14 protein-coding genes and 3 tRNA genes are annotated in these 18,378 nt (G+C 63.2%); 3 read left to right on the forward strand and 14 right to left on the reverse strand.

What is annotated here, in order from left to right:
- Positions 1-38 precede the first annotated feature (38 nt).
- The 12 genes from rpoC to FJ222_04260 all read right to left on the reverse strand — a co-directional run bounded on the left by rpoC (position 39) and on the right by FJ222_04260 (position 12,966).
- Positions 39-4,196 carry a DNA-directed RNA polymerase subunit beta' gene (gene rpoC / locus FJ222_04205; GenBank protein ID MBM4163631.1) on the reverse strand — a complete coding sequence of 1,386 codons (4,158 nt, stop codon included), beginning with the start codon at positions 4,194-4,196 and terminating at the stop codon, positions 39-41.
- Positions 4,197-4,263: 67 nt separating this feature from the next.
- Positions 4,264-8,130: a DNA-directed RNA polymerase subunit beta gene (gene rpoB, locus FJ222_04210; GenBank protein ID MBM4163632.1), complete on the reverse strand. Its 3,867-nt coding sequence runs from the start codon at positions 8,128-8,130 to the stop codon at positions 4,264-4,266.
- 125 nt (positions 8,131-8,255) lie between these two features.
- Positions 8,256-8,639, reverse strand: a complete 384-nt coding sequence (locus tag FJ222_04215) for a 50S ribosomal protein L7/L12 (protein ID MBM4163633.1) — start codon at positions 8,637-8,639, stop codon at positions 8,256-8,258.
- Positions 8,640-8,737: 98 nt separating this feature from the next.
- A complete protein-coding gene (locus FJ222_04220; GenBank protein MBM4163634.1) occupies positions 8,738-9,259 on the reverse strand; it encodes a 50S ribosomal protein L10 in 522 nt (173 codons plus the stop codon).
- 6 nt (positions 9,260-9,265) lie between these two features.
- Complete coding sequence (locus tag FJ222_04225) at positions 9,266-9,949, reverse strand: 50S ribosomal protein L1 (protein ID MBM4163635.1); 684 nt, start codon at positions 9,947-9,949, stop codon at positions 9,266-9,268.
- 13 nt (positions 9,950-9,962) lie between these two features.
- Complete coding sequence (gene rplK, locus FJ222_04230; protein ID MBM4163636.1) at positions 9,963-10,388, reverse strand: 50S ribosomal protein L11; 426 nt, start codon at positions 10,386-10,388, stop codon at positions 9,963-9,965.
- Positions 10,389-10,470: 82 nt separating this feature from the next.
- On the reverse strand, positions 10,471-11,025 hold the full coding sequence (gene nusG / locus FJ222_04235; GenBank protein ID MBM4163637.1) for a transcription termination/antitermination protein NusG: 555 nt from the start codon (positions 11,023-11,025) through the stop codon (positions 10,471-10,473).
- Between the two features lie 13 nt (positions 11,026-11,038).
- Positions 11,039-11,242: a preprotein translocase subunit SecE gene (gene secE, locus FJ222_04240; protein MBM4163638.1), complete on the reverse strand. Its 204-nt coding sequence runs from the start codon at positions 11,240-11,242 to the stop codon at positions 11,039-11,041.
- 81 nt (positions 11,243-11,323) lie between these two features.
- Positions 11,324-11,399 (reverse strand) — tRNA-Trp (locus tag FJ222_04245).
- A 19-nt stretch (positions 11,400-11,418) separates the two neighbouring features.
- Complete coding sequence (gene rpmG / locus FJ222_04250) at positions 11,419-11,571, reverse strand: 50S ribosomal protein L33 (protein ID MBM4163639.1); 153 nt, start codon at positions 11,569-11,571, stop codon at positions 11,419-11,421.
- A 71-nt stretch (positions 11,572-11,642) separates the two neighbouring features.
- A complete protein-coding gene (gene tuf / locus FJ222_04255; GenBank protein MBM4163640.1) occupies positions 11,643-12,851 on the reverse strand; it encodes an elongation factor Tu in 1,209 nt (402 codons plus the stop codon).
- A 39-nt stretch (positions 12,852-12,890) separates the two neighbouring features.
- Positions 12,891-12,966: transfer RNA gene (locus FJ222_04260), tRNA-Thr, on the reverse strand.
- Positions 12,967-13,270: 304 nt separating this feature from the next.
- Here FJ222_04260 and FJ222_04265 point away from each other — a divergent pair.
- Positions 13,271-13,347, forward strand: a tRNA-Val gene (locus tag FJ222_04265).
- A gap of 47 nt (positions 13,348-13,394) precedes the next feature.
- Positions 13,395-14,216, forward strand: a complete 822-nt coding sequence (gene proB / locus FJ222_04270) for a glutamate 5-kinase (GenBank protein ID MBM4163641.1) — start codon at positions 13,395-13,397, stop codon at positions 14,214-14,216.
- An 82-nt stretch (positions 14,217-14,298) separates the two neighbouring features.
- On the opposite strand, the gene FJ222_04275 is transcribed toward proB, so the two are convergent.
- Together FJ222_04275 and FJ222_04280 are read right to left on the reverse strand one after the other, a co-directional pair.
- Positions 14,299-16,245 (reverse strand): aconitate hydratase, encoded by a 1,947-nt coding sequence (locus tag FJ222_04275; protein ID MBM4163642.1) that lies wholly within the window; start codon positions 16,243-16,245, stop codon positions 14,299-14,301.
- A gap of 167 nt (positions 16,246-16,412) precedes the next feature.
- A complete protein-coding gene (locus FJ222_04280; protein MBM4163643.1) occupies positions 16,413-16,721 on the reverse strand; it encodes a hypothetical protein in 309 nt (102 codons plus the stop codon).
- Positions 16,722-16,786: 65 nt separating this feature from the next.
- On the opposite strand from FJ222_04280, the gene FJ222_04285 reads away from it, so the two are divergent.
- Positions 16,787-18,378: hypothetical protein (locus tag FJ222_04285; GenBank protein ID MBM4163644.1), on the forward strand; the 1,592-nt coding region annotated here is incomplete at its 3' end.

Consider the following 18,378-nt stretch of genomic DNA (forward strand, 5'->3'; position numbering starts at 1 on the left):
GTTAGCAGAGCGGCCTGCACAATGCAAGCGCAAAAATACTAACCCAGTAAATCATCGAGTGTACGTTCCTGTTCCACGGGCTGTTCGATGCCCAGCGCCTCATCAGACAACGGCTCAGCCAAGGCCACCAGCTTGATGTGCCGGTGCAACGGGAAGCCCGTGCCGCCGGGGATCAAATGGCCGAGAATGACGTTCTCCTTGAAGCCGTTCAGCCCGTCCACGCGCCCGATCGTCGCCGCATCGGTCAGGATGCGGGTCGTGTCCTGGAACGACGCGGCCGAGATGAAGCTGTCGGTCTCGAGCGACGCCTTGGTGATGCCCAGCAGGGCCGGCTGCGCTTCAGCCGCGCGCTTGCCCTCGGCTATCACCGCCTCGTTGATCGCGATGAACTCCTGCCGGGAGACCTGCTCGCCCCAGAGGAAGTCGGTGTCGCCGGGGTTGGTGATGCGCACCTTGCGCAGCATCTGCCGGACGATAATCTCGATGTGCTTGTCGTTGATCTCCACGCCTTGCATCCGGTAGACCTGCTGCACCTCGTTAACGAGGTACTTTTGCAGTTCCTGAGGGCCGCACACGTCGAGGATCTCCTGCGGCACCACCGGGCCTTCGGTGAGCTGCTGCCCCTTGCGCACATGGTCGCCCTTGTACACCACGATGTGCTTGCCCATCGGAATCAGATGCTCCTCGGCGGCACCGGTTACTTCGTCGCGGATGATCAGACAGCGCTTGCCGCGCTGGTTCGGCCCGAAATCGACGAGCCCCTCGATCTTGGCGATCTCCGCCGCGTCTTTCGGGTGCCGCGCCTCGAACAACTCCGCGACGCGGGGCAGACCGCCGGTGATGTCGCGGGTCATCGCCTCCTTGCGCGGCGTCTTCGCGATCAGCATGCCGGGGGTGACCAGGTCGCCCTGCTTGACCATGACGTGGGCGCCGGCAGGGATGTGGTAGGAGCCCAGCGTCGTCTTGGACCGGGGGTCGGTGACCACGACCTGCGGGTGGAGGTCTTCCTTGGTGTCCAGCACGACGAGCGAGCGCGTCCCCGTGGCCTCGTCGCGGTCGCTCTTGACCGACACATCATCAACAAAATCATGAAACGAGACCACGCCCTCAGCCTCGGCCAGAATCGGCACGGAGTGCGGATCCCAGATCGCGATCCGATCACCCTGCTTGACGGTCGCGCCCTCTTCGACCGAAAGCACCGCGCCCATTTGCAGGGTGTAGGTGTCGACTTCCCGACCCGCGTCGTCGACCAGCGTCACCGCACCGTTCTTGTTCAGCACCAGGAGTTGGCCGTCCCGGTTGCGCACCGTGCGCAAATCCCGGTATTCGACGCGGCCCGACTCCTTGGCGATCTGCTCCGGCGTGCGGGCGACCATCGAGGCCGTGCCGCCGATATGGAACGTGCGCATGGTGAGCTGGGTGCCGGGTTCACCGATCGACTGCGCGGCGATGATGCCCACTGCGGCGCCGATTTCGACCGGGCGGCCCGTGGCCAGATCACGACCGTAGCATTTGGAGCACATCCCCCGGGGCGCGTCGCAGGTGAGTCCGCTGCGGATCCACACCCGCTCGACACCCACATCCTCGACGCGCTTGGCCAGAACCTCGTCAATCTCCTCGTTGGCCCGCACGATCACCTCGCCCGTCGTGGGGTGGAGGACATCGTACAGCGAGGTCCGTCCCAGCATGCGCGTCCGGAGGTGGAGAACCTCTTCATCACCCTCGACCACAGCCTCCATCTCGATGCCATTGACCGTGTTGCAGTCTTGGATGGTGATGATCACATCCTGCGAGACGTCCACCAGCTTGCGGGTCAGATACCCCGCGTCGGCGGTCTTCAAGGCCGTATCGGCCAGACCCTTGCGGGCGCCGTGGGACGAGACAAAATATTCGAGCACCGATAGCCCCTCGCGGAACGAGGCGATGATCGGGCGCTCAATGACTTCGCCCGAGGGCTTGGCCATCAGGCCGCGCATGCCGGCGAGCTGTCGGATCTGGGCCTTGGATCCGCGCGCCTTGGAATCGACCATCATGAACACGGGGTTGGTTTCGGCGGGTGCCGGGTTATCCAGAGAGACGTTCAGATCGATCGCCTTGTACAGCTCGTCAGCGACCCGCTCAGTGGTGCTGTTCCAGATGTCGCAGATCTTGTTGTGCCGCTCGCCATCGGTGATCACGCCCAGATGGTGCTGCTTTTCGACGGTCTCGACCTCGGCGCCCGCGCTCGCGAGCAGCGCATCCTTCTCGGGAGGCCGGATCATGTCCTTGAGCCCCATCGAGATGCCGGCCAGGCAGGCATGGTTGAAGCCGAGTTCTTTGAGCTGGTCCAGCACGATGACGGTGCGGTTGTGTCCGGCCACTTGGTAGCAATGCAGAATCAGGTCGCCCAGCTTGCTCTTGTCAATCTTGTCGTTCACAAAGCCGAGCTCGGCAGGCCACACCTCGTTGAACACGATCCGGCCAATCGTCGTATCGATCACCGTCGCCTCGCGGTTGCCATAGCGGCGCGCCGGCATGCCAAAATCGGGATTGCGGAACCGCACGCGCGTGTGCAGGTTGACCACGCCCTCAGCAAGCGCCAGATGGGCCTCGTCGGCGCTGCCGATGACCGGCAGACGCTCGCCAGCAGCCGTCTTGCCCTTGCCCACAATCCGCCCGGCAAGCTTGTCCTGCTGGCTGGGGATCGTCAGGTAGTAGATGCCGAGCGCCAGATCCTGCGTGGGCGTCATCGTCGACTTGCCTGAGGCGGGCGAGAAGATCGAATGGGTGGACATCATCAGCAGACGGCTTTCGAGCTGCGCCTCGACCGACAGCGGCACGTGGACCGCCATCTGGTCGCCGTCAAAGTCGGCGTTGAAGGCGGTGCAGACCATGGGATGGATGCGAATCGCCTCGCCCTCGACCAGCACCGGCTCGAAACTCTGGATCGACAACCGGTGCAGCGTCGGCGCGCGGTTGAGCATAACGGTCTTGCCCTTGGTGACCTCCTCCAGAATGTCCCACACCTGCTCGTCATGGCGCTCGATCATCTTGCGCGCCGTGCGCACGGTGTGGCAAATCCCCTTCTCCTTGAGTCGGCGAATGATGAACGGCTCAAAAAGCGTCAGCGCCATCTTCTTCGGCAACCCGCACTGGTGGAGCTTGAGCTCGGGGCCGACGACAATCACCGAACGGCCGGAATAGTCGACACGCTTGCCGAGGAGGTTCTGGCGGAAGCGCCCGGTTTTGCCCTTGAGCATGTCCGAGAGCGACTTCAGCGGGCGGTTGCCCGCGCCCGCGACGGGCCGGCCATGACGGCCGTTGTCAAACACCGCGTCAACCGCCTCCTGCAGCATCCGCTTTTCGTTGCGGATGATCACATCGGGCGTCTTGAGCTGAAGCAGGTTGCGCAGGCGGTTGTTGCGGTTGATCACGCGGCGGTACAGGTCGTTCAGGTCGGACGTTGCAAACCGGCCGCCCTCCAGCGGCACCAGCGGCCGCAGCTCGGGCGGGATCACCGGCAGCACGTCGAGGATCATCCAGTCCGGATGCGCCTCGCTGCGCATGAACCCGTCGCACACCTTCATCCGCTTGGTGATCTTTTTGCGCGTCTGCTTGCTCCGGGTGTTCTCGATCTGCTCCTCCAGATCGTGCATGAGCTGCTCGAGATTGGCCACCTGCAGGCACTTGCGGATCGCCTCGGCGCCCATCATCGCCTCGAAGGTTTCGCCGTATTTCTCCACCGCCTCGTGGTAGTCGGTCTCGGAGAGCAGCTGCATCCGCTTCAGCGGCGTCTCCCCCGGATCGGTCACGAGGTAGTCTTCGTAGTAGAGCACCCGCTCGAGCGAGCTGGTGGAGAGGTCCAGGATGAGCCCGATACGGCTCGGGTTGCACTTGAAGAACCAGATGTGCGACACCGGCACGGCCAGCTCGATGTGGCCCATCCGCTGCCGCCGCACGCGCGAGACCGTCACCTCGACGCCGCAGCGGTCGCACACCACGCCCTTGTGCTTGATCCGCTTGTATTTGCCGCAGGCGCATTCCCAGTCGCGGGTCGGACCGAAGATCCGCTCGCAGAACAGGCCGTCGCGCTCAGGGCGGTACGTGCGGTAATTGATGGTTTCCGGATTTCGCACCTCGCCGTGGCTCCACGAACGGATCGTTTCCGGCGACGCCAGGGTGATGCTCACCGCATCGTACTGCGCCGAGTCAAACATCCCGAACAATTCTCTGGCTGCGTAAGCGTTCAACGTCTACCTCCCTCGTCTTCGTCGCGTTATCGCGTTAGATCAGATTCGCAGCGCGGGATGCGGCGGCAATCGCCAGCTCCTGCTGTGGCGCGCCGTCGCCGCCGAGGAGCTTCATGTCGAGGCACAAGCCGCGCAACTCGTGCATCAGCACCGAGAAGGACTCGGGCATGCCGGCATCGAGGCTGTTCTGGCCCTTGACGATCGCCTCGTAAATCCGGGTCCGCCCCGCCACATCGTCCGACTTCACGGTGAGCAGCTCCTGCAGCGCATAAGCCACGCCATAGGCCTCCAGCGCCCACACCTCCATCTCGCCCATACGCTGGCCGCCGTACTGGGCCTTGCCGCCCAGCGGCTGCTGCGTGACCAGCGAATACGGGCCCGTCGCACGAGCGTGGATCTTGTCGGTAACCAGATGGTGCAGCTTGAGCATGTAGATGTCTCCGACCACCACGCGCTGGTCGAACGGCTCCCCCGTGCGGCCGTCGTAGAGCACCGACTTGCCGTCGGTGTTGATCCACGCCTGTTTGCCGACCGTCTTCTCCTGCTCCTTGCGTGCTTTTTTCAGCAGGGCGTCAATCTCGTGCTCCTTGACGCCGTCAAACACCGGCGTCGCAGCGTACAGCCCCAGGACGCGGCAAGCGCATCCCAGGTACGTCTCGAACAACTGGCCGATGTTCATGCGCGACGGAACGCCCAGCGGGTTGAGCACGATGTCAACCGGCGTGCCGTCAGGCAGGAATGGCATGTCGCAATCGGGAACAATTTTGGCCACCACGCCCTTGTTGCCGTGACGACCCGCGAGCTTGTCTCCCACCGACAGGTTCTTCTTCTCGGCGATGAAGACGCGCACCTGCTTGATGACGCCGCCCTCCACGATTCCGTCCATCTCCGCGCCGAAATCGTCGTCGCTCTGCGCGTTGATCTCGGCAAACTTCGGCCGGTACTCCTCTATGATCTCGGAAATCTTCTGCTGCACCGGACTGCTCTCGATCTGGATGTGGCTGTAGGCCTTGGCCAGCCGGTTCAGCAGCGTCTTGGTGATCTTCCGGTTGCAGGGAATGATGATGTCGCCGGTGTCGATGTCTATCACGTCGAGCGGAATCTTCTCGCCCAGCAGAATGTTGCTGAGGGCCGTCGTGAGATTATCCTCAACCTGCTGCAGCTTGCGCTTGCGCTCCACCTCAATGTCGCGCAGCTCCTTGCGAGACTCCCCCTCCGGCGCCTGCCCGGCGGCGGGCGCGCCGCGCCGCGGGACCTCGGCGGCGGCGGTGATGCGAACATCCATGACAATCCCGTACGTGCCGCTCGGCACCGTCAGTGAGGTGTCGCGAACATCGGCGGCCTTCTCCCCGAAGATCGCGCGAAGCAGCCGTTCCTCGGGGGCGAGCTCCGTCTCGCTCTTGGGGGTGATCTTGCCCACCAGGATGTCGCCCGGCCGCACCTCCGTCCCGATCCGCACCACGCCGTCGTGACCCAGATTTTTGAGCGCCTCCTCGCCGACGTTCGGGATGTCGCGCGTGATTTCCTCCGGGCCGAGCTTGGTGTCGCGCGCGCCAACCTCAAAATCCTGAATGTGAATCGACGTGAACACGTCGTCGCGCACCATGCGCTCGCTCAGGAGGATCGCATCCTCGAAGTTGTAGCCGCTCCAAGGCATGAACGCCACCCGCAGGTTCTTTCCGAGCGCGAGCTCGCCGTCCTGGGTCGCCGGCCCGTCGGCCAGCACATCGCCGCGCTTGACCGGCTGCCCGACCTTGACGATCGGCTTCTGATTGAAGCAGGTGCCCGCGTTCGAGCGGCGGAACTTCTGCAACACCGCGCGCTGCACCCCTTTGGCGGCCTTCTGCCGGTTGGCCGGCAGCCTGCCGTCCTCGGTCACCACGATCTCGTTGGCCGAGACGTAGGCGACGACGCCCGGCTGCTCAGCCACGATCGTCACGCGTGAGTCTGTGGCCGCGCGCAGCTCCAAACCGGTCGCCACATAGGGCCGCTCGGTCCGCAGCAGGGGCACCGCCTGGCGCATCATGTTGGCGCCCATCAACGCGCGGTTGGCATCGTCGTGTTCGAGGAAGGGGATCAGCCCCGCAGCAATGGAAATCACCTGCATCGGCGAGACGTCCATGTACTGAACCTTCGCCGGCGCCACTTCAAAGAAGTCGGCCATGTAGCGAACGTTGACCTTGGTCTCGGTCAGTCGGCCATCGGCCGCCAGCACGCTGTTGGCCTGGGCAATGACGAATTTTTCCTCTTTATCGGCCGACAGGTAATGGACCTCGTCGGTCACATGCCCATCGCGCACCACCCGGTAGGGGCTCTCGATAAATCCGAAGTCGTTGATCTGCGCATAGATGCCCAGTGATGAAATCAGCCCGATGTTCGGCCCTTCCGGGGTCTCAATCGGGCAGATGCGGCCGTAGTGCGAGCTGTGAACGTCACGCACTTCGAAACCGGCGCGCTCGCGGCTCAAGCCGCCGGGGCCCAACGCGGACAACCGGCGCTTGTGGGCCAGCCCGCTCAGCGGATTGGTCATATCCATGAACTGGCTGAGCTGGCTGCGGCCAAAAAAGTCCTGCACCACGGCCGAGAGAGACTTGCTGTTGACCAGGCGGGCTGGCGCGAGCACACCCGTCGCCGGGTCGAACAGCGTCATCCGTTCACGAATCAGCCGCTCGGTGCGGGCCAGGCCCACGCGGCACTGGTTTTCCAGCAGCTCGCCGGCCGTGCGGATGCGCCGGTTGCCGAGGTGGTCAATGTCGTCGACCGTCTGCCGCTCCATGTGGATGTCGAGCAGCAGGCGAATCGCCTCGATCACATCAATTCCCGTCTCGTCTAAAATGCGCAAGTCTGCCGGGATCTTGTCGGTCAGATTGAGCTTCTGGTTGATCTTGTGGCGGCCGACGCGCCCGAGGTCGTAGCGGCGCGGATCAAAGAAAAGCCGCTTGAGCAACTGCTTGGCATTGGACGCCGTGGCCGGGTCGCCGGGACGGAGGCGCTTGTAGATGTCCTTCAGCGCATCTTCCTCGGTGTGGGTCTGGTCCACCTGAAGCGTCCGGATGAACGTCCCCTCATCCCACGAGATGTCCACCACATCGACGGAGGTGAAGGACGCCGCCGCCATCTGCACGAGCACCGCATCGGTCACCGGATCGTACCGGCGGGCGAGGACCGCCTGCGAGTCCATGTCGATGACGTCGTCTTTGAAACAATAGTTGGCGAGCGTGTCCGAACCGGCCGCCTTCTTGACGTCCAGTTTCTTAAACGTGTAGAACAGCTTAAGCAGTTGTTCGTCCGTCCCGTAGCCAAGGGCTCGGAGAAAGGTGGTCGTGTGGAACTTGCGGCGGCGGCGGCGGCGGTCCAGATACACCCACATCACCTCGTTGGTGTCAAATTGGATCTCAATCCACGACCCACGGTCGGGGATCAGGCGCACGGAGTAGAGGGTCTGGCCGTTCGGATGAGTTGCTTTCTCACAGCAAATGCCGGGGGAGCGGTGGAGCTGGCTCACGATCACGCGCTCGGCGCCATTGACGATGAATGCGCCGTCCGGGGTCATGAGCGGGATTTCGCCCATGTAGACGTCCTCCTCCCGGATCTCGTCGCCGTCCTTGAGGCGGAAGGTCGCGTGCAGGGGCGCCGCATACGTCACGCCGCGGCTCAGCGCCTCGAGGGCGGACACCTTGGGATCGGAAAACTCATACTTCACGAAATCGAGCGTGTACCGGCCGTCATAGCTGTCAATCGGGAAGACTTCCTTGAAAATGCCGTTCAGCCCCTTGATATCCCGCTTGCCGGAAGGGACGTCGGCCTGCAGGAAGTCTTTGTAGGACCGGGTCTGGATGTCAATCAGGTCCGGCGGTAGCACAACCGCCTTCAACTTGCCGAATTCCTTGCGTTCAACCATGGTAAATGCCTCTTTGTTTTCGTCAAGGTGAGACGACGCCTGCGGCCGGTGCGCGGAAAAGAAAGAAAGGCCTGAAACCGCCCGGTCGTCACACAGGCGGTCCCAGGTTTCGTCACGTCAACGTGTTACTTCACGTCAACTTTTGCGCCGGCCTTTTCAAGCTGTTCCTTCAGCTTGGCCGCCTCTTCCTTGGTCACGCCGGCCTTCACAGTCTTCGGCGCGCCCTCGACAAGGTCCTTGGCGTCCTTCAGGCCCAGACCGGTGATCGTGCGCACCTCCTTGATGGCGCCGATCTTGTTCGCGCCGGCATCCACGAGGATGACGTCAAACTCGGTCTTCTCTTCCACCACGGCGGCGGCGGCGGCGGGGGCGGCGGCGGCAGCCACGGGAGCAGCGGCGCTCACACCCAGACGCTCTTCGAGGGTTTTCACCAGCTTGGACAGCTCGAGGACCGTCAGGCCCTCGATCCAGGTGACAAATTCATCAAACTTCGGATTGGTATCGCTCATGGTTTCCTTTTTCTTTCTGCAACCTCACGCGCAGGGCGCGTGCGGTGTACTGTGTGCCAGGCCGCCCGGACACCCGTCCGTCCGACCTGAGCGGAGTTTTACGCCGCGTTGTTCTTCTTGTCTTCGATCGCCTTCAAGACGTACAGCAGGCTGCACACCTTCTGGCTGAACACGCCAACCAATTGCGACATCGGCGCAGCCAGTGTTCCCGCCACCATGGCGTACAACACGCGCCGGGGCGGAATCGTGGTCAACGCGTCAACATCGCCAGCTGTGAGGCGCTTGCCGTCGAGGCAGGCGCCCTTGACTGAGGCCTTGTCGTGCGTCTTGATGAACGCGACCAACATCTTGGCGACCTCGGCGACATCGCCGGTTCCGGTCACCATCGCCGTCGGACCCGTCAAATAAGGCGTCACGTCCTCCCAGCCCAGCGACTGGGTCGCCTTGCCGAGATAGGTGTTTTTGACAACCATGACGCGGGACTTCAACGGCGCGAGCGTCGTGCGCAGCGCCGTCAGTTCCGCGACCTGCAGACCGCCGTAATTCATCACGAACGCGAAATCCGCTTCCTGCAGACGCGTGGTGACTTCCTCAAGAATGGATTCTTTTTCAGCTCTCATGTGACGTTACTCCTTGATGTCGACGCGGACGCCGACACCCATCGTCGAACACAGCGTGCAGGAACGGAAGAAGGTGCCCTTGGCGCCGGCCGGCCGCTCCGCCCGAAGGGCTTCCAAAACCGCATGCACGTTGCCGACGATCTTGTCGGCGTCGAAACTCCGCTTGCCGCAGAGCACGCACACGTTGCCGTTGCGGTCCATGCGAAACTCGACCTTGCCGCCCTTGGCCGCCGTCACCGCCGGGCCGACATCGTCGGTAACCGTGCCGGTCTTGGGGTTGGGCATCAGGCCGCGGGGACCGAGGACGCGCCCGAGCTTGCGGACCTCCTTCATCGCGTCGGTCGTCGAAATCGCCACATCAAAATCGGTCCAGCCGCTCTTGACTTTCTCGATCAGGTCGTCATAACCCGCCTCGTCGGCGCCTGCGGCCCGCGCGGCGTCGGCCTGGGCACCCGCCGCGAAGACGATCACGCGCAGCTTCTTGCCCGTGCCGTTCGGCAGACTCACCGTGCCCCGCACGGTCTGATCGGATTTCGATGTGTCCACGCCCAGCCGCAAGGCCAGCTCGACCGTTTCGTCGAACTTCGCCGCCGGGTTGGCCTTGATGAACGCCACCGCCTGCTCCAGAGTCACCGGAGCCGTGGGGGCCTTCTCCTTGATGCTGCGATACTGTTTTCCATGCTTTGCCATAGCGCGTCACCCCTTAGTCTACGATCTCCACGCCCATGCTGCGCGCGGTGCCTTCGACCATCCGCATCGCCGCCGCTTCGTTCGATGCGTTCAGGTCCTGCATCTTCAGCTTCACGATCTCACGGACCTGGTCGCGGGTGACGGTGCCGACCTTGTCACGGTTCGGAACGCCCGATCCCTTGGCGAGGTTGCCGAATTTCTTCAGCAGCGCCGACGCCGGCGGGCTCTTCATGATGAAGGTAAAACTGCGGTCCTGATAGACCGTGATCACCACGGGGATGATCATGCCTCCCTTGTCTTGGGTCTTGGCGTTGAAATCCTTGCAAAACGCCATGATATTGACGCCCTGCGCGCCCAGCGCGGGGCCGATGGGCGGCGCGGGATTTGCGGCACCTGCAGGTATCTGCAGACGAACGATGCCCGTAACTTTCTTTGCCATAATGAATGCCCTTTGTCAGTTGAGGCCCTCCCGGTTCCCACCCGGTCCAAACGAGCCTGCGGTTGACGTCCGTTTCCCGGCCCTAGGAGACAACCCGCTCCACCTGCCAGTACTCCAGATCGACCGGGGCGGTGCGTCCGAATATCGCCACCGACACCTTCAGCTTGCCCCGGTCAGGATCTACTTCTTCAACGGTTGCGGAGAAGTTCATGAACGGTCCGTCCGTGATCTTCACCGTTTCGCCCGGCTCGAAGACGACCTTCGGCCTGGGCTTCTCCTGCTTCGCTTCCACATGGTTCACGATCGCATCCACCTCCGCCGCCGAAAGCGGACCGGGACGAGCGCCCCCAATGAACCCAATCACGCCGGACACCTCACGGATGAAGCGCCACGTCGGCTCAAGCAACTCTTTCGCATCGTCGTAAAGCGCCAGGTTGATGAAAACGTAACCCGGGAAGAACTTACGCGTCACGGTTGTCTTGACACCGTTCTTCGTCTCGGTCACCTTCTCGGTCGGCAGGATCACCTCGCCAATGTATTCCTGCATCTCCTTCTCGCGGACCTGCGCCTCGATGGTGCGCTTCACCTTCTGCTCCTGACCGGTCAACGCTTGCAGCACAAACCATTGTTTTGTCATCTCGGGTCCCCGCTCAGGTGTGGATGAACTGAAGTACCGCCTGAATCACCTTGTCGTAAACCAGTACAACAATCGCTAGCATGACGATGAAGACGATCACCACGACCGTCGACTCGATCAGTTCCTGGCGCTCCGGCCAAGTCACCCGCCTGAATTCGGCGCCAACCTCTCCAAGGAAGGCGTGAACGCGCTGACCCAACGTTTTCTCTTTGACCATCGGAGCCCCCGATTGCGTTGCTACTCAATATCCTGTGCCAAACCGGTCTCCCCGGCGAGGAATGCGGCGGTTGGACAAAACTGGCAGGCCAGGAGGGAATCGAACCCCCAACAACCGGTTTTGGAGACCGGTGCTCTGCCAATTGAGCTACTGGCCTGCGGAAATGCCTGCTTGCGTCACTTGGTTTCCCGGTGCAGCGTGCGCTTGCGCTCGGATGAACAGAACTTCTTGATCTCCAAGCGGTTCGTCATCGTGCGCTTGTTGCGCGTCGTCGTGTAGTTGCGCCGCTTGCATTCCGTGCAAGCCAAAATTGCGAGTTCTCTGGCCATGATGCCTGCTCCGTTCCTGTTCGCGGCGCGGCCGGGCGCCAAAGCCCGGCCGCACCCGCGCGCACGAACCGTTACTTCGTGATTTTCGTGACTGTGCCGGCGCCGACCGTGCGGCCACCCTCGCGAATGGCGAAACGCATCTTCTCCTCGAGCGCCACCGGCGAGATCAGCTTGACCGCAATCGAGATGCTGTCGCCCGGCATCACCATCTCCACGCCCTCAGGGAGAGTGATGTCGCCGGTGACATCGGTCGTGCGGATGTAGAACTGCGGACGGTAGCCCTTGAAGAACGGCGTGTGACGGCCGCCTTCGTCCTTGCTCAACACATACACCTCGCCGTTGAACTCGGTGTGCGGGGTGATCGTGCCCGGCTTTGCCAGCACCTGGCCGCGCTCCACATCCTCTTTCTTGATGCTGCGCAGCAGACAGCCGACGTTGTCGCCCGCCTGCCCCTGATCCAGCAGCTTGCGAAACATCTCGACGCCCGTCACCACCGTCTTCACCGTCGGACGCAGTCCGATGATCTCGACATCCTCGTTCACCTTGATGACACCGCGCTCAATGCGACCAGTGACCACGGTGCCACGGCCTTCAATCGAGAACACGTCCTCAATCGGCATCAAGAACGGCTTGTCCAGCACACGCGCCGGCGCGGGGATGTAGGAGTCCAGCGCCTCCATGAGCTTGGTAATGCAGACGCACGCCGGATCGTCCTTGGTCGTCGCCTGCGAGGCGGGGAGCGCGCTGCCGCGGACCACGGGAATGTCGTCCCCGGGATATTCGTACTTCGAGAGCAGCTCGCGAATCTCCATCTCGACCAGGTCGAGCAGTTCGGTGTCGTCCACCAGATCGACCTTGTTCAGGAACACCACGATCGCCGGCACGCCCACCTGGCGGGCCAAAAGAATGTGCTCGCGCGTCTGGGGCATCGGGCCGTCGGCGGCCGAAACCACCACGATGGCGCCGTCCATCTGCGCCGCGCCCGTGATCATGTTCTTCACGTAGTCGGCGTGACCCGGACAGTCCACGTGCGCGTAGTGGCGGTTCTCCGTGCCGTATTCGACGTGCGACGTCGCAATCGTCAGAATTTTGGTTGGATCGCGGCGGCCAGCCGATTCCGATGCCTTGGCAACCTGATCGTAGGCGATGAACTCACAATAACCCTTGAGCGACTGCACGCGGGTGATGGCGGCGGTCAGCGTGGTTTTGCCATGATCAACGTGGCCGATGGTCCCGACGTTGACATGCGGCTTCTCGCGTTTGAAGGCTTCTTTTGCCATGATTTTTCTCCTGTGTACTTCCCAAGCCGTTTTGCGAGCTGGAGCCCACGAGCGGGATTGAACCGCTGACCTCGTCCTTACCAAGGACGTGCTCTACCAACTGAGCTACGTGGGCTCGAAGACCACCCCACTTCTGCCGTGGGGCAAAAAACCCCCAACCCATCACCTACACCCCTCCAGCGACATGCGCCAGCGGTTTGTCCGATCAGAGCAGAGCCTTTTCTCGCCTGTTATTAACTGTTAGCCAGCTCTCGATCTGGCCAGAAACGGTTCCAGCTAGAGCGAAAACCCAGACACTTTACACAAAACCACCCGCCAGTGTCAATAGCGAAAAGAATTTCTTTTCTTGTGCAATCGCCATTGACACCGCGCGGAGCAAACGGTATAGTATCCGCCGTTTCTGCTTGCCCGTCCATCTTGGGGGATTAGCTCAGTTGGTTAGAGCACTTGCTTGACATGCAAGGGGTCACTGGTTCGAGTCCAGTATCTCCCACCAAATAAGATCGGAGGCTCCGGCTTTCGATCTTTCAGCGCGGAGCGCCTATGCACGTTGAACTCCGTTACCGTGAATTTCTCGCCGAATCACGCCGTGTGGTGGTCAAGATCGGCACGCGGGTCATCGCCCGAAAGTCGGGCCGCCCCGATCTGCTCTACCTCAAACGAATCGTGCGACAGGTCGCCGCCCTCCGCCGGCAGGGGTACGAAGTCGTCATTGTCACCTCGGGCGCCATCGGTGCGGGCATGGAGTCGCTGGGCATCTCCCCCCGCCCGACCTTGGTCGCCGACCTGCAGATGTGCGCGGCCGTCGGACAGTCTCGCCTGATGACCCAGTACGATCTGCTCTTTGCGCGCGAAAAAATGCGCGTGGGCCAGCTCTTGCTCACCCACGCCGACTTCCAGAGCCGCGTCCGCTGCGGCAACACCCGCCGTACGCTCGAACACCTGCTGCGGGCCGGCGTGATCCCCATCATCAATGAGAACGACGTCGTCGCCGACGAGGAAATCAAAGGCGTGCTCTCCTTCGGCGACAACGACTACCTCGCCTCGCTGGTCGTTAAACTGGTCCGTGCCGACCTGCTGATCATCCTGACCACCGTCGACGGCCTGCTCGCGCCGACCGGCCGCGCAGGAGCCATGCGCCGCGTCCCGTGTGTGGAGAAGCTCGGACCCGAGGTCTTCAAGCTCGTCAACCCCGGCGCCAACCCCCTCTCCAAGGGAGGCATGGACTCCAAACTCGCCGCCGCCCAGGCCGCCAGCCAGTCGGGGTGCTCCGTCGTGATCGCCAATGGCCGCCAGGCGAATGTCCTGACCGCGATCCTCAACAGCGCCGATGTCGGCACCCTGATTCTCGCCAACCCGCTGTAGCCCCAGGCGGCGGAGGAGCGGGGCAAAACATCCCGCAGTTCTCTCTCCTGAACCCGGGTTTCTCCGCGTCGAACCGGTCCGCTCAGGCCAGCCCGCGCGCGACCGCTGCGAGCAGGCCGCCGTTGAGCAGCAGCGTTTTCTGGCGGTCACTCAGGGTTGCGGTCACGGCGAATGTCGTCGCGCGGGTCACGTTGCGCACGGTGGCGCGGCCGTCGCCGGCAATGGCGCCACGGAGGTCGGTGATCTCCAGGGCATCTCCCGCGGCGATGCCGTCATAGGCGGCCGGATCCTCAAACACAAACGGCACGATGCCGAAGTTGATGAGGTTGGCGAGGTGAATGCGTTCGATACTCTTGGCGATCAGCGCCTGGACGCCGAGGTACATCGGACACATCGCCGCGTGTTCGCGGCTGGATCCCTGCCCATAACTGTCGCCCGCCACGATCACGTTGTGCCGGCCCGCGTCACGGTTGGCCGAGGCCTTGGCATAAAAGTCGCGATCCACGTTCTCGAAGACATACCGGGCGTATTGCGGGATGTTGGAGCGATACTTCAGCCGCGCGCCCGCAGGCATGATGTGATCGGTCGTGATCTTGTCGCCCACCTTGATCACCGCCACGCCCTCGAGCCGCGCAGGGAGCGGCACGCCCGCCGGGACCTTGCCGATGTTCGGACCGCGCACGATCGGCGTCCCCGCAACGCCCGTGCCCGCGGTCTCACGGAACAGAAAGAGGCTGTCATCGATCAGGAATCGCGCGGGCGCGGCAACATCGGGCAGGCCGGACACTGCGCGCGGATCGCTGATCTTTCCGGTCAGCGCGGCGGCGGCCGCGCTCTCGGGACTGACCAGATAGACGCCCGCCGACTGTGTGCCGCTGCGTCCCTCGAAATTGCGGTTGCTCGTGCGCAGGCTCACCGCGTCGGTTCCCGGCGACATGTGGTTGCCGATGCAGAAACCGCAGGCGTTCTCCAAGATCCGGACACCCGCGCCGACGAGATCCCCCAGCAATCCCTCCTGAGCCAGCATCAACACCACCTGCCGCGAGCCGGGCGCCACGCCGACCTCCACGTCGGGATGGATCTTCCGGCCCCGCAGCATGAGCGCGACCGTCTTCAAGTCGCGGTACGATGAATTGGTGCAGGAGCCGATCAGCACTTGATTGACCGTGCGCCCCGCCAATGACGCGATCGTGGCGACATTGCCCGGCGAGTGGGGACAGGCCGCCAGAGGCTCAACTGCGTCCAGGTCGATCATGACGACCCGGTCGTAGACGGCGTCGGGGTCGGCCTGGAGCTCGACCCAGTCACCCACACGGTCTTGCGCGGCGAGGAAGGCGCGGGTGACGGCGTCACTCGGGAAGACCGAGGTGGTGACGCCCAGCTCCGCGCCCATGTTGGTGATGGTCGCCCGCGAGGGCACGTCGAGCGTCGCCACACCCGAACCCCCATACTCGATCATCGCGCCCACGTTCCCCTTGGTGCCGAAGGTCCGGAGCACGTGCAGCGCCACGTCCTTGGCGGAGACCCCGGGGCGAAGCGTGCCGCTGAGGCGGACGAGGATCACCCGGGGGCTAGTCAGATGAAACGGCCCGCCGCCCATGGCGACCGCCACGTCGATGCCGCCCGCGCCAATGGCGATCATGCCGAGCCCGCCGCCCGTGGGCGTGTGCGAATCGCTGCCGAGCAGGGTCTTGCCCGGCTTGCCAAACCGCTCGGTGTGCAACTGGTGACAGATGCCGTTGCCCGGCCGCGAGTAGATCACGCCATAGCGCTGCGCGACGCTCTTGAGATAGGCGTGGTCATCGGCGTTCTCAAAACCGACCTGAATCGTGTTGTGATCGACATAGCTCACCGCCAGCTCGGCCTTCGCGCGTTCGAGGCCCATGCTCTCGAACTGCAGATAGGCCATGGTGCCGGTCGCGTCCTGCGTCAGCGTCTGATCGATGCGGATGGCGATCTCCGCCCCCGGCTTCAACTCCCCTACCACCAGATGCGCCCCGAGAATCTTCTCCACGATTGTCCTGCCCATACCCCGACACGCTCCTTTTCCGCAGCAAACCCGAAAGTGAGCCGCCAGTTTATCAGAAAATCAGAAAGAAGAGAAAGCTGAAGCTTGTGCGCCCCTTGCAAATTTCAAATTCAGGTTTCAGGTTTTGGGTGTTCATGAATGAGTGGTGTTTCCTGAAACGGGGAGATTCACCATGGCACAGAAAATATCTGAGCAGGAAGAGCGTGACGCGCTGCAGCGACAAGGACATCGACACAAGCGGGTTGCCCAGGAACAACAAGCCTGACTGACAAAACGTGAGTGAGCGCGTCGAGATAGCGCCTTTTGCTTGTTTTCTTGTCTGTTCTCCGAATAAAGATGGTCGGGGCGGCGGGATTTGAACCCGCGACTTTCAGCGCCCAAGGCTGACGCGGAAACCGCAAAAACATTAATAAAAATAACAAATAACACAACATATTAAAGATGTGTGTGTAGATGTGTGGTTTTTTTGCTTGCATTCTCTGGGAATTTCCGTCATTCTGTCACACGTCGCAACAAACAGGCGGCGGAAAGGCGGGGCGCCATGGGACTTGAGATCAGACGGGGGCGGGACGGGAAACTGCGGCGGTACTGGTACGGCCGTTATGACGTTGACGGCAAGACGACGGTGGTCAATCTCGGCGTGCTGATCAAGGGCACCCCGCCGCCGACCCTGAGAGAGACCGGCACGCGGTATTTTGAAGCGAGCAGGATGAAGGCGGAGGCGGCGCTGGAAGTGGTGCGGAACGAGGCGCGGGAGAAAGGGAACGCCGAGCACTTGACCCGCCGCCTGATCGAAAGCAAGACTGGCCGGGCCGTGGAATATGTCCGCCTGGCTGACCTGGCCGACCGCTGGCGTAACCTGCCGAGGGAGTCGAAGCCGTGCGCGTCCTGGGCGGCGCAATGCGATACGGTCTTCAAGCGCTTTGCGGCTGCGGTCCGCTGCACCTTCCTGCACGAGGTGAGCCCGGAACAGGCCGCCGCCTATATCGCAGGGTTGCGTGAACATTACACACGGCGTACGGCGCGGGGCGCGATTTTGCTGCTGCGCTCAGCCTTCGGCCGGCTGCTGCCGGCCGGGTGCGCCAACCCCTTTGAAGGTATTGTCAGCCGCAAGGGCGAAGACGAGGACGGTGACACGGTGCACCGCCGCCCCTTCACCGCCGAAGAACTGGCGCGGCTTTTCGATGCCGCGAGGCCCGATCCCTTCCTGTTCCCGCTGGTCGTGACCGCCGCCTGCACCGGGCTGCGCCGGGGCGACGTCTGCAGCCTGCCGTGGAAAGCGGTTGACTTGCGTGCGGGCACCGTGAACGTGAAGACGGCGAAGACCGGGGCGGGCGTCCAGATTCCGATCTTCCGCCCCCTGCGGGAAGTCTTCGAGGCGGCGCTCGCCGAACGCGCGGCGGGTGAGACGTATGTTTTCCCAGAGGCGGCGCGGATGTACAAGAGCAACCGGGGCGGGTTGACATGGCGGTTCAAGAAACTGGTCACTTCGATCATGCCCGACACGGAGGACGGCGAACCCGCCGGGGACGCCGCCGTCTGCGTCGGGCGGGAGGGGCTGACCGAACGCCTGCCGGAGATCGAAGCGGCCGTGGCGGGGCGGTTCCGGCCCGAGATCGCGGTGCGGATCGCGGACACCGCGAGGCGCTACGCCGGGGGCGCTTCGATCCGGGATATCGAAAAGCAGACCGGCCGGGTAAGGTCGGGGGTTTCCGCGGACCTTCACGCCGCCGAGGATGCCATCGGGCTGCGCTTTCTGCCGACCGTCGGGGTGAAGGGGAGGGCGACAGGCGGAGGACATAAGGCGCGCATCGCGCGACTGACGCGCACAAGTGCGTCTGGCCGGGTGCGAGCCGCCTCGATCATAGACTGGCACGCGCTGCGGGTGACGTGGGTGACATTGGCATTGTCGGCCGGCGTGCCTGTGGAGGTCGCCCGGTTGGTGACCGGCCACAAGACCGTCGAGATCGTGCTGCGGCACTACTTCAAGCCGGGCGCGGAGCACCTGCGGGCAGTCTTGGGCGACAAACTGCCTGCCGTCCTGACTGGCAACAACTCCCCCACCCCGCCCGCCCTTCCCGCCGGCGACAAACTGGGCGCGTTCCTGGCCGATCTGACCCCGGCCGAGCGCAA

This window comes from Lentisphaerota bacterium, from assembly GCA_016873675.1.
In the GTDB taxonomy this organism is placed as follows: domain Bacteria; phylum Verrucomicrobiota; class Kiritimatiellia; order RFP12; family JAAYNR01; genus VGWG01.